10 protein-coding genes are annotated in these 15235 nt (G+C 69.7%); 3 read left to right on the top strand and 7 right to left on the bottom strand.

Going from position 1 to position 15235, the window contains the following annotated elements:
- Nucleotides 1–189: 189 nt before the first annotated feature.
- Complete coding sequence (gene dnaB, locus QCZ28_RS16650; protein WP_279517597.1) at nt 190–3027, bottom strand: replicative DNA helicase; 2838 nt, start codon at nt 3025–3027, stop codon at nt 190–192.
- 381 nt (nt 3028–3408) lie between these two features.
- On the opposite strand from dnaB, the gene QCZ28_RS16645 reads away from it, so the two are divergent.
- Entirely contained in the window at nt 3409–4962 is a 1554-nt protein-coding gene (locus QCZ28_RS16645; RefSeq protein WP_279517500.1) for a hypothetical protein, read from the top strand.
- A 206-nt stretch (nt 4963–5168) separates the two neighbouring features.
- Here the strand turns inward: QCZ28_RS16645 and rplI are convergent, their stop codons facing one another.
- From rplI to rpsF, 4 genes are all read right to left on the bottom strand, one after another.
- Nucleotides 5169–5615: a 50S ribosomal protein L9 gene (rplI, locus tag QCZ28_RS16640; RefSeq protein WP_030331806.1), complete on the bottom strand. Its 447-nt coding sequence runs from the start codon at nt 5613–5615 to the stop codon at nt 5169–5171.
- Between the two features lie 14 nt (nt 5616–5629).
- Nucleotides 5630–5869: a 30S ribosomal protein S18 gene (gene rpsR / locus QCZ28_RS16635; RefSeq protein ID WP_013289355.1), complete on the bottom strand. Its 240-nt coding sequence runs from the start codon at nt 5867–5869 to the stop codon at nt 5630–5632.
- A gap of 41 nt (nt 5870–5910) precedes the next feature.
- Nucleotides 5911–6444, bottom strand: a complete 534-nt coding sequence (locus tag QCZ28_RS16630; protein WP_030331808.1) for a single-stranded DNA-binding protein — start codon at nt 6442–6444, stop codon at nt 5911–5913.
- An 82-nt stretch (nt 6445–6526) separates the two neighbouring features.
- Nucleotides 6527–6817, bottom strand: a complete 291-nt coding sequence (rpsF, locus tag QCZ28_RS16625) for a 30S ribosomal protein S6 (protein WP_036411437.1) — start codon at nt 6815–6817, stop codon at nt 6527–6529.
- A gap of 628 nt (nt 6818–7445) precedes the next feature.
- On the opposite strand from rpsF, the gene QCZ28_RS16620 reads away from it, so the two are divergent.
- Entirely contained in the window at nt 7446–8237 is a 792-nt protein-coding gene (locus QCZ28_RS16620) for a deoxyribonuclease IV (protein WP_030331813.1), read from the top strand.
- Complete coding sequence (locus QCZ28_RS16615) at nt 8234–10492, top strand: hypothetical protein (protein WP_279517499.1); 2259 nt, start codon at nt 8234–8236, stop codon at nt 10490–10492. Before QCZ28_RS16620 ends, QCZ28_RS16615 begins: the two co-directional genes overlap by 4 nt.
- Before the next feature lie 123 nt (nt 10493–10615).
- Here the strand turns inward: QCZ28_RS16615 and QCZ28_RS16610 are convergent, their stop codons facing one another.
- Together QCZ28_RS16610 and QCZ28_RS16605 are read right to left on the bottom strand one after the other, a co-directional pair.
- Nucleotides 10616–12124 carry a glycosyltransferase 87 family protein gene (locus QCZ28_RS16610; protein ID WP_279517498.1) on the bottom strand — a complete coding sequence of 503 codons (1509 nt, stop codon included), beginning with the start codon at nt 12122–12124 and terminating at the stop codon, nt 10616–10618.
- A 125-nt stretch (nt 12125–12249) separates the two neighbouring features.
- Entirely contained in the window at nt 12250–15192 is a 2943-nt protein-coding gene (locus tag QCZ28_RS16605; RefSeq protein ID WP_279517497.1) for a transglycosylase domain-containing protein, read from the bottom strand.
- Between the last annotated feature and the right edge of the window lie 43 nt (nt 15193–15235).

Below are 15235 nucleotides of genomic sequence, written 5' to 3'. Positions count from 1 at the left end.
CCTCTGAACGTTCCGACTCGGTCAGTTTTGCCCTGGACCGAGCCGGCACGCCTCGCCTTCGCAGTAGACCCCGAACAGCCTGCCGGGTGACGCCGTATGAGTTCGCAATTCGAGTCAGACTCTCGCCCGACTGCGCACGTTCAACAACCGCCGTGATCTGCGCCGGCGACAGACGAAAACCTGCATCCCTCATCCGATAGCCATGTCGACGAATCTCGAGAGATGCAATTGGGCGGCAACGGTCACGGTATCGGTAGGGCCATTCCGATGCTTAGCAATTATGAAATCCGCCTCCCCGGCCCGCGGCGACTCCTTGTCGTAGTAGTCGTCGCGGTGCAGCAGGATGACAACGTCAGCATCTTGCTCAATTGACCCAGATTCACGCAAGTCGGACAATTGGGGTCGCTTGTCGGTGCGCTGCTCGGGGCCACGGTTCAGCTGACTGACCGCGATGACCGGGCACTCGACCTCCTTGGCCAGCAGCTTCAAGCCACGCGACAGGTCGGCGACCTCCTGCTGGCGACTCTCGGTGCGCTTCGGCGAGGTCATCAGCTGGAGATAGTCCACCACGATCATCTTGAGGTCGTGCCGTTGCTTGAGCCGCCGGGCCTTGGCCCGGATCTCCATCAGGTTCATGCTCGGCGTGTCGTCGACGAAGAGCGGCGCCTCACTGATCTCGCCCATGCAACGGGCCAGCTTGGTCCAGTCGTCGTCGGAGAGTTGGCCGCTGCGCAGCACGTGCAGCGGCACCCGCGCCTCGGCGGAGAGCAGCCGCATGACGATCTCGACCTTGCTCATTTCCAGCGAGAAGATGGCCGCAGCCTGGTTGGCGCGAATAGCTGCATTTCGGGCAAAGTCCATGCTGGCGGTGCTGTTGTGCGTAGGGATCATCGCCCGGCTGGCCAGGTACAGGTGCTCGTCGTTATCGACAGTCACGCACCGGACCGGAACGCTCGGGACCGGCCGGACGTCGACGATGAACCGCGAGGTCGTTCGAACATCGGAGGTGGTGCGGCGACGTTCGGCGTGCGCATCCTGCTTCCGCTTGAGCCGGAAGACGACATCCGGGGTGGAGAAGTTCAAGGTGTACGCCGTTGACGACTCGGCGGTGCGGCCGCGCACCGGCTTTGCATTCACCGTGCAGCGGTAGCCGAGGCTGACGATCAGTTCGCGTACGTCATCAGCCAACCGCTTGGAGGTCGACGTGTACTGGAGGTTACCGGCGGGGGCCACGGTCCCATCGGTGTCCATCAGCCCGGCGAGCAACGCTCTGCGCTGAGCCTCAGAGGCCCGCAGGTAAGCGACCGGGATGTGTTTGTTGGCAGCCACCCCGACCTGACGTAACAACCCGAGGAAGGAGCCGTTCCGGTGACGGCAGTCAGCACATTTCCTGGTCGCCGGGTTCTCCCCGAACGCCCTGGTGGAAACGCCACAGTCCGCGCAGACGCCGTTGCCCCGAGCAGCGGACGCGGGCCGCAGCAGGATGGTGTAGACCATCGGCCCGCTGGGCCGCACGACGAAGCCGTCCGCCTCGACGTGCGTGACCATCTCTGGATCTGCCGTGGTGAAGCGGCCGGCATCCCTGTGCCCGCCACCGAGCCAGGCTCCCAACGTGTAGGGCGGGATCAGCAGGTCCCGATCCGGAAGTTGGATGGGGGCACAGTTCCGTACCGCATGGTTGAGCCGCGGATAGGCGGTATCGGTACGCAGCGTGGCGGCGATTTCCGCAGTGGTGACGGCACCATCATGGTCGGCCCGGCTGCCGGTGTTGACTTCCCGCTCGGCTCGTTCAAGAAGCGCGGTCAGCAGCGGACCCGCCGGGTAGCCGGGCGCGGTCCAGTTTTGCGTCCTGCCGTTGCGGACGATGGGGCGGCCGATCCGGCCGGTCGACCCGACCTCACGGGCGACCGTGTGCAGGACATGCCGGAACTCCGGCCCGACCTGCTCGATCGTGTCGAAGAGGGTGATCGGCTGGCTTTGCATGGCGCCGAGTGTCTTGTGGGCCGCACGTACGTTCGCTAGCGACGACTCGGACCAGTACCGCCTCTGCCGCGCCGGTTCCTGCCGCCGGCTCGCCCGGGTGGTCGTCTTCCACAGATGCTCCGCGTCCGCCACGATCACGGTGCCGTCCGAGAACTCGACCTCGTAGCAGGGGCGGTCGTGCATCACGTCGAAGGCGTGCGTGACAGTGGTCGGGGAGCCGTCGGCGGCCAGTAGCTGGTCGCCAGCCTTGACCTCGCCCATCGTGGTCCAGCCGTCCGGGGTCGGCAGTGGGGTGTCGAGCGCGAGCGCCTTTCCCAGACCAGGTCGACCCGCCACGATAATCAACTGCCCGGCGTGCAGACCGTTGAGCAGGCGGTCCAGGTCGCTGAAGCCGGTGGGCACACCGGTCATCACACCGCCCTGCGCGCCCACCGCCTCGATCTCGTCAAGCGTCGGCTGCAACATGTCGGCCAGGACCGCGAAGTCCTCACTGACCCGGCGTTCGGTGACGTCGTAGACGGCCTGCTGCGCGAGGTCGACGACGTCGTCCACGTCGCGGCTGCCGCCGCTGGCGGTGCCGTAACCCAGCTGCACGATCTTGGTGCCGGCCTCGACCAGTCGACGCAGCACCGCCCGCTCACTGACGATGCGGGCGTAGTACGCGGCGTTCGCGGCGGTGGGCACGCTGGCGATGAGCGTGTGCAGGTACGGCGCGCCGCCGATGCGTACGAGATCCCCGGAGTCGGCCAGCGCCGCCGCGACCGTGATCGAGTCGGCCGGCTCACCGCGCCCGTAGATCTCGAGGATGATGTCGAAGATGGTGGCGTGCACCGGCCGGTAGAAGTCGTTGGTCTTGAGGATCTCGACGACGTCGGCGATGGCGTCCTTGGAAAGCAGCATGCCGCCCAGGACGCACTGCTCGGCGGCGACGTCCTGGGGCGGGGTCTTGTCGAACTGGCCGTCCCGCTGCGAAGGTGGCTGGCCTCCGCCGGAGCGTGGCTCTGCCCGCATGTCGTCGGTGACCGACACGGGTCCCCCCTCCACTGCGCCGGATCCAACCCCAGCTCTACTGCTGGGGTACGACACTTCTCCTCCGACCGGGCCGGTCGATCGGGGGCCATCGCCGGCGGTCGAGGGCCAACCATACGGACCCCGAGGTCAGAGACTCAACAACGCCGGTGGACGAGCCTCGGGACAACCTGTGGATCCCGGTGGACAGGATGTGCGCAGCGTGTGCACAGCCTGTGGAAAACCATTGGGGAATTCTCGGCCATAGCCCGCTGACCTGCGGAGACACGCTCCCCAGCCTGTGGAGGAGAATATTTCGGTCGGGCCTGTGACACGATCGTCCCGTACTATCTCCAGCGAACGGCTACACCTGGACAGCGGATTCCGCTTTCGGTTCAGAAGGGTCACACTCCGGCCGTGAATTACCGGGACTGGGGACGCGGCGATGGCAGCCCGCGCGAGCGCCAGCCAACCGCCTCGTGGCGTGAGCCCGCGGCGTCCGTTCCGGTTGATCCGTACGACGAGGACGGGCGCTACCGCACCTCCAGCCGGCGGCGTGCGTTGGACCGCGGCCAGGACGAGCCTGTCGACGCCTACCTGCCCCGGTGGGCGCTGGAGTCGGGGGTCCGGCACGCGGACGGCGGCGGTCGTCACGCGGCACCGGACGATGACGATGACGAGCTCGACCCGCCGACCTCCGGTGCGGGCCGGCGGTCCGCCGAGTCGGCGACCTCGCAGTGGCGGGGCGGCGACACGCGTCGGCGGGAGCAGCCGGCGATCGGCCCCGCGCCAGAATCGGACCACACCCGGGAGTGGACACTCGACCGACCGCAGGATCAGGGGTACGCCGGCCGTCGGCGGGCCGACGCCGGGGAGGACGAGCCGGTCTCCGGTGCGGTCTCGGACCGTCGTCCCCGCCGCGCGCCCGCCGGTCGTCCGCAGGTGATCTGGTCGGGTGGGGATGTCGAGTCCGCCCCGGCCGAGCAGGTGCCGGACCAGGCGCCGAGCCGACCCAGCCGGCGTAGCCGTCGTGCGGCAGAGGAGTCCTGGACCCGTCCGGCGGCCGACCCGTGGGCGCGCGGAGCGGACCGGGTGGCGGAGCCCGAACCGTCGTACCCCCCGGCAGTGGACCCGTGGGACGCCTCGGGCGTGCACGCGTGGCCGCCTGCGGCGGGCGCGGACGGCGGGGACCTGAGCGGGCAGTGGTCGGCGGTGGAGAGCGTCGGTGGTTGGGAGCGGTCGGACCGCACCGGCCAGTGGGAGCGGTCCGCGATCGAGGATGACCAGTGGGACCGTACGCTGCCGCCGCGCTCGGATCGTTCGGTGGCGGCCGAGGGCTGGCCGAGCCGTGAGGACGGTTTCTGGTCCGGCACTCGGCTGGCCGACGACGACCCGCGGTGGATGGATCCTCCGACGTCTGCGCCACGGTCTCCGGTGGTGGGTTACACCGCTCCTCGACCCCGCAGCTCGCCTGGGCCACGGGCCGGTGTGCCGGGCGCGGGTGCGCCCCGGCGTCGGGCGGACCGGCCGGCGGTGGGCTCGGCGTCGGTGCGTCGGCGGGTCGAGTCGGCGGCGACTGGTGCCTGGGCGCGGCGTCTGGAGGACGACCTGCTGGACCCGGACCCGGGAGGGTCGGTCCGGCCCCTGTTGTACACGGCGGCCTGTTACCTGGTCCCGGCGATGCTGATCTTCGTCTGGTTGTTGACGTTGGACAGCCAGGCACCGGCGGGTTGTGTGACCGACATCAGCGGGGGTGGGTGTGACTCGGCGCGGTCCCGCGCGTTGGAGTCACTGCTCGCCGGTTCGCCGCGCTTCGGGTTGGCGCTGGTGAGCAGTCTGGTGGTGGCGGCGCTGCTGCGTCGGGTCGGTACGACGTGGCGGTCGGCGACCATCGCGGTTGCCGCCGCGGTGGTGGGCGGCGGCCTCTCCACGGTGCTGATCAGCGCGGTGACGGGCCAGCCCATCGGGTGACCCGTCGGCCGGGCCGCGGGGCGGGGCCGCGCTTGACGGGATGCGGGCCGGGCCGAGCCTGGCGGGAGCGGGCCGGGCCGCTTGGCGGGCTGCGGCTGCGCTGGCGGGCGGGCTGTCCGGGTGCGGGCAGCGTCGGGTCGGATGACGTACGCACGAGGGCCCGCACCGATTACTCGGTGCGGGCCCTCGTGGTGCTGTTGCGGACGTCAGCCCTGAACGACGTTCAGGTTGAACGACGCGGTCACCTCAGGGTGCAGCTTGATCTTCACCGGGTAGGTGCCGGTCGACTTGATGTGACCGGGCACCTCCAGTCGACGCCGGTCGAGGACCGGGCCGCTGGCCGCCTTGACGGCGTCGACGATCTCGGCCGGGGTGACCGAGCCGAAGAGCCGTCCGCCGTCGCCGGCGCGGACCTTCAGGTTGACCTTGAGACCCTCGAGCTGAGCCTTGACCTCGTTGGCGTGGTCGAGGTCGCGGATCTCGCGGGCCGAACGGGCCCGCTTGATGACCGTGACCTGCTTTTCCGCGCCCTTGGTCCAGGCGATCGCGAAGCCCTGCGGCAGCAGGTAGTTACGGCCGTAGCCGTTCTTGACCTCGACGATGTCGCCCGGGGCACCGAGGCCGGACACTTCCTGAGTCAGGATGATCTTCATATCGGTGCCTCCTCTCAGCGGGTGGTGGCCGTGTACGGCAGGAGCGCCATCTCACGGGCGTTCTTGACCGCGCGGGCGATCTGCCGCTGCTGCTGCGAGGTAACGCCGGTCACCCGTCGAGCGCGGATCTTGCCGCGGTCGGAGATGAACTTGCGCAGCAGCGCGGTGTCCTTGTAATCGATATAGGTGATCCCGTCCTTGTCGAGCGGGTTCACCTTCTTCTTCGGCTTGCGAAGTGCCGCAGCCTTGGCCATTGCACGTGCTCCTGGTTTGCGATCGCGGGCGCTCGGCGCCATTAGAACGGTGGCTCCTCGTCAAAATTGGCGCCCGAACCGGCACGCGCGGGAGAGGGAGCGGCCGAAGCCCAGGGGTCGTCGAAGTTGCCTCCGCCGCCGCCCTGGTTGCCACCACCACCGCCACCGAAGCCGCCGCCACCGCCGCCGGAGCGGGACATCTTCTGCACCTTCGCCGTGGCGTAGCGCAGCGACGGGCCGATCTCGTCGACCTCGAGCTCGATGACGGTGCGCTTCTCACCCTCGCGGGTCTCGTACGACCGCTGACGCAGCCGGCCCGACACGATCACCCGGGCGCCGCGCTGCAGCGACTCGGCGACGTGCTCGGCGGCCTGACGCCAGACGGTGCAAGCGAGGAACAGCGGCTCGCCGTCCTTCCATTCGTTCGACGCCTTGTCCATGAAACGGGGCGTCGAAGCGACTCGGAACTTGGCGACCGCAGCCCCGGAGGGGGTGAACCGCAACTCGGGGTCATCGGTCAGATTGCCGATGACCGTGATGGTGGTGTCTCCTGCCATGACCATCTCCTCGCGCACTCAGCGTCTCGTCGTACAGGCTGCCAGAGCCCTCTGACAGAGTCGCGGAGGCTGATCCGGACGAACCGGGGGGGTTGAAGGCTTAGCGCATTTCCGGTCGGAGGACCTTGGTGCGCAGCACGGACTCGTTGAGTCGCAGCTGACGGTCCAGCTCGGCCACCGCAGCAGGCGTGGCCTGCAGGTCGACGACGGCGTAGATGCCCTCTGCCTTTTTGTTGATCTCGTACGCGAGGCGCCGGCGGCCCCACACGTCGGTCTTCTCAACCGAGCCACCCGCGGTCCGAATCACGTTCAGGTACGTGTCGAGCGACGGGGCGACGGTGCGTTCCTCGAGGCTGGGGTCGAGGATCACCATGATCTCGTAATGACGCAAGACGTGCTCACCTCCTGTGGGCTAAGCGGCCACGGTCCTTCCGTGGCAGGAGGTCTTGTGTCGTGGTCCGCACGCGCCGAGGGAACCCGGCCGGACGCGGACAACCTGACCAGGATACCCGGTCCCAACGATCATGCCCGGGGTGGTCGGGCCGGCACCCGGAGATGCCGACGGGGGCCCACCGTCCGGCCGTCAATCGGCCGGTGGTGGACCCCCGTCTACGAGGCCGCGGGGCGTCCGGTCCGCATTCCTTGGGTGGGACCTGGGGAGGAACGACCACACCGATGAGGTTGGACCGAAGACGCCCCGCGGAGCTTTATCGTGTTGTTATCTGACGATACAACAGCACTCGTACCTTGTCGGGGGAAAAAGCACAATTTTCCGAGATCGTCGTCGCTCGGTGGCCACTGTGCGATGGGATCGCCTCCGCTGCGCCGGGCCGCGCGGCGGGGGTGACCTCGCTGTCGGCCGGCGACCGCCGATCACCGGGTGCGGCGCTCGCGCCACAGGCGGCACCGGAATGCTGGTCGCCGGTTCACACCCATCAACGATCGTCGGTCCGTCCGGTGACGCGACACCGCCCCGGCCGTCGCCCCGGCCGTCGGGGTCGCGACGTAGGCTCGCTCGCATGCGTATCGGAGCCCACGTCGATTCGACCGACCCGCTGGCGGAGGCGGCCGCCCGGTCCGCCGACACCGTGCAGTTCTTCCTCTCCGACCCACAGGGATGGAAGGCACCCAAGCCGCGCGAGGACGCCGAGCGGCTGCGCGCGGCCGAGGTCGACCTGTACGTGCACGCGCCGTACGTCATCAACGTCGCCACCCTCAACAACCGCATCCGGATCCCCAGCCGAAAGCTGCTGCTCGGGCACGCCACCGCCGCCGCCGCGATCGGCGCCAAGGGCCTGATCGTCCACGGTGGGCACGTCAACGCGGGCGACGACCTGGCCGTCGGCTTCGACAACTGGCGCAAGACCTTCGCGTACGCGGCAGACTCCGGCGGCTTCGGCGTGCCGGTCCTGATCGAGAACACCGCCGGCGGCGACAACGCCTGCGCCCGACGGCTGGACGCGCTCGCCCGACTCTGGGACGCCATCGGTGACCACGAGGTCGGCTTCTGCCTGGACACCTGCCACGCGTACGCCGGCGGCGAGGAGCTGCTCGGCCTGGTCGACCGGGTGAAGGCGATCACCGGGCGGATCGACCTGGTGCACGCCAACAACTCCAAGGGTGCGTTCAACTCCGGCCAGGACCGACACGACAACCTCGGCGGCGGGACGATCGACCCGGAGCTGGTGGTGGCGGTGATCCGGGCGGCCGGCGCGCCGGTGGTCGTCGAGACACCGGGCGGCGTGGCCGGCCAGGCCGCCGACATCGACTTTCTGCGTGAGCAACTCGGAGCGGAGAGCCCGGCGGCATGACGAGCGGACAGCCCGGGACCGGCAACACCCCGCCCACCCCCACCGGCGCGGACACCGAGAGCCGACCCGCCACCACGGCCGCGCCGGGCACATCCACCCAGCCGGCTCGCACCTCCGACCCGGCGCGCACCTCCGACAAGGCCGTCACCGAGACCACCGCGGGCTCGCCGCCGGACGTCGGCGCAGGCAGTGGAGCCGCCCCGAGTGGCGACCCCGAGGCCGCCCGCGCGACGAGCGGTCCCGCCAGCGACACGACCCGGCACGGCGACACGAAGGCCGCCACCAAGCAGGACGCCGCCCAGGGCGGCAGCACCGCCAAGGACAGCACCGCTGCCAAGGACGCCAGCACAGCCAAGGACAGCACCACCAAAGGCAGCGGCGCGACCAAGGGCGGTGACCCGGCCAAGGGCGCGAAGGGTGGCGACGGCGAGGCGAAGCCCGTCGGTCCGGACAAGGCCGACGGCGAGACGAAGCCCGTTGGCCCGGAGCGTTGGGAGGCGTTCGCCTCCGCACCGGAGCCACGGCCCTCCATCTTCACTCGGGCCGGCCGCGCCATCGGTCGGTTCCTGATCCACGAGTGGACCCTGGCCACCCTGGCCGCCACCGCACTGGCCGTGCTGATGACCTGGCCGACGCTGCGCTATCCGCGCTACACCCTCCCGCAGGACTACTGGGACCCGAGCCTGCAGGCCTGGCAGATGGCCTGGTCCGGGCACATCCTGCTGGCCGACCCGGCGCGCCTGTGGCAGTCCAACACGTTCTTTCCCGAGCTGTGGAGCTTTGCGTTCTCCGACACCCTGCTCGGGTACGCCCCGGCCGGCATGCTCGGCAGCGGTCCCGAGGACGCCATCCTGCGCTACAACATCATGTTCGTGTTGGCGCACGCGCTCGCCACGCTCGGGGCGTACGCGTTGGCCCGACAGCTCGGGTCCGGCCGGATCGGTGCCGCCGTCGCCGGTGTGAGTTACACCTACGCGCCGTGGCTGCTGGCCCAGGCCGGTCACCTGCACGTGCTCTCCAACGGGGGCATCCCGCTGGCGCTGGCGATGTTGGCGCGCGGACACGGTTGGTCCCTGCGACACGGCTACCGGCCGGAGCGACGGCATGACGGCTGGGTCTACGCCGGTTGGCTGGTGGCGGCGTGGCAGCTCAGCCTCGGCTTCGGCATCGGGTTGCCGTTCGCGTACTTCCTGGCCGGCACGGTGCTGGTCGCTGCCGTCCTCTTCTTCGCGCGGCGGCTGCGCACCAGGCAGGCCGTTCCGTTCGGTCGCCGGCTGTTCACCGCCGATCTGCTCGGCGGGGTGTTGTTCGCCGGTATCGGCCTGTTGATGGCGTTCCCGTTCTACAAGGTGACCGAGCTGCACCCGTACGCCGAGCGCACCATCGCCGACATCAGCATCTTCTCGCCGCCGGCGTCGGGCTTCGTGACGGCGCCCGCCGAGTCGCGGATCTGGGGTGGACTGCACGAGGGGGCCCGGGCGGCACTGCCGTGGCACCCGGAGATGACCCTCCTGCCGGGCTTCGTGCTCTACGCGCTCGCCGCCGGTGGGTTGATCTTCTCGGTCTGGCGGCTACGGCAGCGACTGCTGCTGCTGGTCGGGGTGCTGGTGACGATGGCCTTCGCGATGGGCACCCGGTTCTTCGACGGCACCTTCACCTACGTGCCACTCTTCGAGCATCTGCCGGGCTGGAGCGGGCTGCGTACCCCTGGGCGGTTGATGCTCTGGACCACGTTGTTGCTCGCCCTGCTCGCGGCGGGCGCGGTAACCGCGCTCACCGACCGGGTCCGCGAGTTGACCGCGCAACGGATCCCGTCCTGGCCGGGGCCGTGGCTGCGGATGGCCACCCTGCTGCCGCTGCTGCTGGTCACCGTCGAGGGTCTGAACACCACCCCGCATCCGGTGGTGCCGACCCAGCCGGCGGCAATGCGTTCGGCGGAGGGGCCGATGCTGGTGCTGCCCAGCAATCAGAGCCTGGACCAGCACGTGATGCTCTGGTCGACCAGTGGGTTTCCCGACGTGGTCAACGGCGGTAGCGGCTTCACGCCGCGCCAACTCGACGACGTCCGTCGGGTGAGCCAGTCGTTCCCGGACCAGACGAGCGTCGACTACCTGCGCACGCTCGGCGTCCGCACTGTGGTGCTGCTGCGTGGTCAGGTCGCCGGCACACCGTGGGAGATCACGATCGACGCCCCGGTCGAGTCGCTCGGCATCAGCCGGCAGGAGGTCGGGGACGCGGTCGTCTACCGGCTCTGAAGGTGTCTCAAGGGCGGGTTTGCGGGGGAGCCCGCCCGGCTCCGGGCGGTCAGGCTTGACCCCTGCGCCGGGCGGCTCCCCCGCAAACCCTGACGTGGTTCCGGCCGCGTGCGGCCTGAGGGGTCAGGTGGCGGGTGCGGGCTCGCGTGACGGTTCGTCCGTCGACGGTTGGCGACGCCAGCGGTCTATCCAGGGGGCGTCCGGTGCGCCGTCGAGAACACCGCCGTCCGGGTCGTCCGGGTAGGTGGCCCGCACCGCGTCCTGCTCGGGGTGCAGGATCTCCTTGACGACGAATACGCAGAGCACCACCACGGTGGCCAGCCGCAGCGTCGAGGCCAGCACGAACACACCCTCCGGGAAGACCGGACGGCTGGTCGCCGCGCCGAGCAGTTCGCCGTAGAAGGCCACGAAGTAGCAGACCTCGGCGATCTGCCAGGCCAGGAACGCTCCCCACTTCGGCCGGGCCAGCACCACCAGCGGGAGCAGCCAGAGGACGAACTGCTGCGACCAGACCTTGCTGAAGATGAGGAACGCCGCCACGACCAGGAAGCCGAGCTGAGCCAGCCGCGGTCGACGTGGTGCCCGCAGCGCCAGCACGGCCACGCCGAGGCAGGCCAGCCCGAACAGCGCGTACGACAGAGTGTTGAGGGTGGGGATGTTGGCGTTCAGCCACTCGAACGGGCCGAGCTTGGCGGGGTCGTTGCCGACCTTGCCGTCGAGGTAGCGCCCGATGTACCAGAGCGTGCCCCAGTCGATCGGCCGGGTGGTGTTCAGCTCGAAGAACCGGTCCCAGTTCTCCGGGTACGCCCGGGCGGCGGGCAGGTTCACCAGCACCACGGCAACGATCGCCGTACCGATGGCGGTGAGCGCGGCGCGGACCCGGTCGGCCCGTAGCGCCAGGATGAGGATCGGCCCGAGCAGGAACAGCGGCCAGAGTTTCGCGGCGCCGGCCAGCCCGAGCAGTACGCCGGCCACCGCCGGTCGTTTCCGGGCCCAGGCCAGCAGACCGAAGGCGGCCAACCCGATGGCGAGCAGGTCCCAGTTGACGGTGGCGGTGAGCACCAGCGCCGGGGCCAGTGCGAACAGCGCCGCGTCCCAGGGTCGTCGGCGGCGCAGTGCCAGGATCACCGCCACCGTGGCCACTGCGAGCGCGCCCAGCACCAGCGCGTTGAGGTTGTAGAACCACTGCCCCTGGTTGATGCTCGGGTCGCCTTCACCGATCGCGTGCACCGGCAGGCCCAGTGCCCCCATGAAGTAGCCGGTCAGCACCGGGTACTCCACCGGGTGGTCACGGTAGGGCACCTTGCCCTCGTTGAGCCCTTCGGCGTAGTAGAGGGCGAGGACGTCGGTGTAGCAGAACCGGTTGTACTGGACGTTGTTCTGCCAGGCGCCGTCCTGACACGGCGACTTCTGCACCCAGTGCAGCGCGAGCGTCAGGCAGGTCAGGGCCAGCACGATCCGGACGGCGGTCCAGAAGCGGCGCTCCCGACCAGCCGGCCGGTTCAACGCGGTCGCGTGGTCGCCCAGTGGGCCGCCGATCGCGGCGGAGATGCCGCGGACGAACCCATCGGAGCGGGACGGGTGGTCGATGGTTCCGGCTTCGTCGATACCGGGCGTCGACTGGGTGCTCATGAAGAGGCATCCTGCCGTACGACAGGGGTGCCCGTCCCGTCCCGGCGCGGAGTTCCGGGTACGAAAACGCCGCCGCCGGCCGGACAGGTCGTCCGGCCGGCGGCGGCGTCATGCGCTGCTGCGGGTCAGTCCCTGTTCGGTGGCAGGCTGGGTAACAGGCCCCCGCCGGCGCCACCGGGATTGCCGCCCCCGCCGGGGGTACCGCCGCCCCCGGGGTTGCCGCCCCCACCGGGGTTACCGCCGCCCCCGGGGTTGTTGTTGCAGAAGAGGTCGATCAGCGGGTTACACGGCTGGTTGGGTTGGTTCGAAGGCGGCGGCGGTGGGGGCGGGGGCGGAGGCGCTTCGCCGTTTCCGGAGTCCGGATCGCCGACGTTCGCCGCCGGCGGGAAGTCGAGCTTCGGTTTGCCCTTCAGCGCCTCGTTCATGAACCGCTCCCAGATGTCGCCCGGGAGGTTTCCACCACTGACCTTGCGGCCGTCCTTGAGGATGAGTGGCTTCCGGTCCTTCACGTTGCCCACCCACACCGCGGTGGCCAACTGTGGCGTGTAACCGATCATCCAGGCGTCACCGTTGTCCTCGCTGTCGCCCTTGAGCTCCCAGGTGCCGGTCTTGGAGGCCGCCTTGCGACCGTCATCGAGCCGGTGGTTGACGGCGGCCGGGTAGTCCTTCAGCACTGACGTCACGTCGTCCACGACGCTCTTCTCGATTCTGCGCTTCGAGTCGAGCTTCTCGCTGTAGACCTTGTCCCATTTACCGGTGTTCGGGTTCTGCTTCTCCACCGAGTAGAGGAAGTGGGCCTTGTTGTAGACGCCGCCGTTGGCGAAGGTGGCGACGCCGTTGGCATGGTCCAGCACGGTGATCGGGTACTGGCCGTAGCCGACGACGTTGAAGAACGGCTCCGGCGTGATGTCCTTCGGGTCGGTCTTGGTCAGGTCGTAGGCCTTGGCCGGAACGGTGTCAGTGCGCCACATGGTGGTGACGCCGGCCTGCTTGGCCATGTCGACGACCTTGTCCGCGCCGATCTCCTCGGTGACGTAGTAGAACGGCACGTTCAGCGACTTCAGCGTGGACACCCTGAGGGTGCAGGAGTTGCCACAGTTCGGGTTGTCATCGCCCGCATTGCTGACCTTGAACTCGGTGCCTTCCGGCTTGAAGGCCTTGCCCTTCCACCGGGATTCGAGCGCCTTCTTCTCCTTGAGCGCCGCCGCCAGGGTGTAGATCTTGAAGCTTGATCCGGGCGAGTGACCGCCGCTGATCGCGCCGGTGGAGTCGGTGTTCTTGCCGGCATAGTCGGTGCCGGTGCCGTTGTCACCGCCGTAGTACGCGACGACCCGACCGTTGGTGGGGTCGATCGCCACCACCGCGGCCATGATGTTGCTCCGCTGACCGGCCAACTCAGAGCCCTTGGACTTGCGCTGGGCCGTCTCGACCGCCGCCGCCTGCATCTTGGTGTCCACTGTGGTGCGGATCCGGTAACCGCCGGCCATCAGCGCCTGGGAGCAGGACGGCTTGGCGTCCGTCACCTCGGCGTCCTTCTCGACGCAGATGCCCCTGTCCCGCATCTCCTGCCGGACGTAGTTGATGACGTTGCCGTACGGGGTGTCGACGCCAAAGTCGACGCCGATGCCGCCCTTCTTCGGGGCCTTGATGCTCTTCGTCGGGTACTCGGTAGGCCGCGGCTCCTTGCCGGGCACACCGAGCCAGCCCTCCTTGACCATGCCGTCGATCACGTAGTTCCAGCGATCCTGGGCCGCGGTCGGGTTGATCGCCGGGTCGTACCCCTGGTGGGTGGAGCTGGGTTCCGGCTGCTTGATCAGGGCGGCGAGCACGGCGCCCTCGGCCGGCAGGAGCTTGCTCACCGACTTACCGAAGTAGGTCTGCGCCGCCGCCTCGATGCCGTACGCCCCCCGGCCGAAGTAGATCACGTTGAGGTAGTGCTGCATGATCTGCGGCTTCGTGTACTCGTCGTTGAGCTTGGAGGCGAGGATCGCCTCCTTCACCTTCCGGGCGTACGTGTCGTCCTTCAGGTTGTCGTAGGCGTTACGCGCGTACTGCTGGGTGATGGTGGAGGCACCCTGCTTGTCGCCGCCGGAGAGGTTGTTCCAGCCGGCACGGGCGATGCCCTTGTAGTCCACACCGGAGTGTCGGTAGAAGTTCCGGTCCTCGGCGGCGGCCACCGCGTCCTGCACGTACTTCGGAATCTGGTCGATGGTGACCAGCGTGCGGTTCTGGTCCCCCACCTTGGCGATGATCGTCTTGTTGTCGAAGGCGTACAGGGTGGTCGCCTGCGGCGGGGTGATCTCGTCCGGGAGCACCACGTTCGTCGAGTAGTAGGTGAACCCGACCACGCCGATGCCGGCGAGCATGATGAAGACGGCGAACCCGGCGATCAGCAGGTTCATCCGCTTGCGCTTCTTGGCCCGCGCCGCGGCACCCGGGTCACCCGGACCACGGCCACCCCGACCTGGCCCGCCCGGGCCACCGGGACCCCCGGGGCCGCCCGGCCCGCCGGAGACCGGTGAGACGCTCGCCCGAGCGACCGCCGCACGACCACCGACCGACGCGGAGCCGACGCTGGCCCGGCCCGCCGAGGCGGTGCCGACCGAGGCGGCGCCGACGGCGGCGGCGCCGACCGCGGCCCGTCCTGCCGGTGCGCCCGGCGCCGGGGAGACGGGCACCGAGGCCCGACCGGCGCCAGCGCGACCGGTGGCGGCCACACCCGGCGCCGGCGACACCGGCACCGAGGCTCGACCGGACCGGCCGGTCGCTGCCGAACCCACCGAGGCGGACCCGGCGGCCGCGCTGCCACGCGGCGGCACCGGGGCTGCGGCGCCACGCGGGGGCACTGCGGCCGAACCGCCGACTGTGGCGCGACCACCGGCCGCCCGGGGCGTCACCGAGGCGCGGCCCGGGGTTGCCGGGGCGCCCTCCGAGGCCGACCAGCCGCTCCCGCCGGAGTCACCGCCGGGTCTGCGGTACGCGTCGTCCGCGCCCGGTCCGGGGTCACCGTCCGGACCCGGGTACTGGGCCCGTCCGCGCGCAGAACTGGGATCGCCGTACGAGTTCATTCCTCACACCCTGCCGGTCGCGGTGGGGCGCGGCTGCGCCGCC

This window comes from Micromonospora sp. DH14 (assembly GCF_029809455.1).
GTDB lineage: Bacteria > Actinomycetota > Actinomycetes > Mycobacteriales > Micromonosporaceae > Micromonospora > Micromonospora parva.
This window is presented reverse-complemented; position numbering and strand designations above follow the sequence as displayed.